This window comes from Methylobacterium sp. WL18, from assembly GCF_008040015.1.
Classification (GTDB): Bacteria; Pseudomonadota; Alphaproteobacteria; order Rhizobiales; family Beijerinckiaceae; genus Methylobacterium; species Methylobacterium mesophilicum.
Map to the genome: position 1 here is coordinate 1 of NZ_VRVD01000893.1, position 1486 is coordinate 1486.

The following is a 1486-nucleotide window of genomic DNA, read 5'->3' on the forward strand; positions in this document are numbered from 1 at the left end:
CCCCGGTAGCGCTCCAGCCGCCCCTCCGCGCTCAACTCGTTGAGGTCGCGCCGGATCGTCTGGACGGTGACGCCGAACTGCGCGGCGAGCGCCTCGATGGTGACGAAGCCCCGCTGGCGCACGGACGCCACGATGGCGCTGCGCCGTCCCTCGACGCCGGACACCTCGACCCTGTCCTCGGATCTCCGGTCGAGCGGTCGTGACATCAAGACTCCTGGCGTTTCCCGCTCCGCGCGGGTGCAGATGTTCGTTTTCGAACATCTTGTGGGTGTGGCGGCTTTCGCGAGAGAGTGAACCGGCTCGGGCGGTGGGGCAACCGGATCGCGGCGCTGCGGATTCGGATTCGCACAGGCGGCGGGTGTGCCGCAGGCATCTCCCTCGTCGGACCATGGAGTTCGGCTAGCCACACGCGTCGTCTCCCTCCCCCGCAAAAGGGGAAAGGGTGGGCGCATGTCATAGTCGAAGAGGATCGTTTGAAAGGCTCCGAGACACCAACAAAAAAGGCCTGCCGCGAGTGCGACAGGCCCGTTCGTCCGGGTGACGCCGCCATGCGGCGTCCCGGCGTGATCACATCTGGTGGTGACGCATCCGGCGGTGATGCTTCATCATCCGCTTGTGCTTCATGCGCTTGCGCATCATCGGGCGCTCGACCGGAGCGGCACCGCGCTCCATGGCGGCGGCTTCGCCGGCGCGCTCCATTCCGCCGCGGGGACCGCCCGCCTGGGCGCCGGAGGAGTTGTAGGGCGAGTTGCCCTGGGCGTACGCGGAGCCCGCGAGCAGCGTCAGCGACGCGGCGGCCAACAGAAGTTTCCTCATGATCAATCCCTGGGCGTAGACAGTCGCAGGCGAGGCGCCACCCGTCGTCTGGGTCGAGCCGCTGCGTCGGAAAATAAGCGGCTCAGAGGAGACTTGGTTCCCCGATCCCGCGTTTGGGAGGCGAATGATTGCTTGCCGGGGTCCGAGCGCCTATCTCGCGGCCTGTCCAGACGCGACGGCGACCGGGATGCGTGCGGGAGGGGGCGACTTTGGCCAGCAGCGGTTCGGCCTATCTGCTCCTGGATGTCGCCGGAACGCCCTGCGCCCTGCCGCGCGCGGCGGTGTCCGAGATCCTGCCCCTGCCGGACCTGCACAATCCCCCCGCCACGGGCGGCTGGCTCGCCGGCTTCCTCAATCTCGGCGGCGCGCCGATCCCGGTAATCGATCTGGCCCCGCTGCTCGGCCTGCGCCCCGCGGCGTCCGCGCCGGGCCTCTACGCGCATCTCGTGCTGACCCGCGACGACGCGGTCGCCTACCTCGTCGATCGCGCCGCCGACCTCGTAATCGTCCCGGATTCCGCGATCCGGCCGGCCAAGGAGACCGGGACGCTCAACGGCTGCGTGGCCGCCGAACTCGTGATCGGCGACCGCCTGGTGCACGCCCTGGCGCCCGAGGGCCTGCTGACCGCGCAGGAACGGGCCCGGGTCGCGGCCCTGACGCGGGCCGCCGC

At 70.0% G+C, this 1486-nt stretch carries 3 protein-coding genes; 1 reads left to right on the forward strand and 2 read right to left on the reverse strand.

Annotated elements, in window-relative coordinates; genetic code table 11:
• Together FV228_RS29410 and FV228_RS29415 are read right to left on the reverse strand one after the other, a co-directional pair.
• Positions 1–206, reverse strand: a 206-nt coding sequence (locus FV228_RS29410) for a DeoR family transcriptional regulator (RefSeq protein ID WP_147857685.1), incomplete at its 3' end; no start/stop codon positions are given.
• 361 nt (positions 207–567) lie between these two features.
• Complete coding sequence (locus FV228_RS29415; RefSeq protein WP_147857686.1) at positions 568–816, reverse strand: hypothetical protein; 249 nt, start codon at positions 814–816, stop codon at positions 568–570.
• 209 nt (positions 817–1025) lie between these two features.
• Here FV228_RS29415 and FV228_RS29420 point away from each other — a divergent pair.
• A partial coding sequence (locus FV228_RS29420; RefSeq protein ID WP_147857687.1) for a chemotaxis protein CheW occupies positions 1026–1486 on the forward strand: 461 nt, incomplete at its 3' end.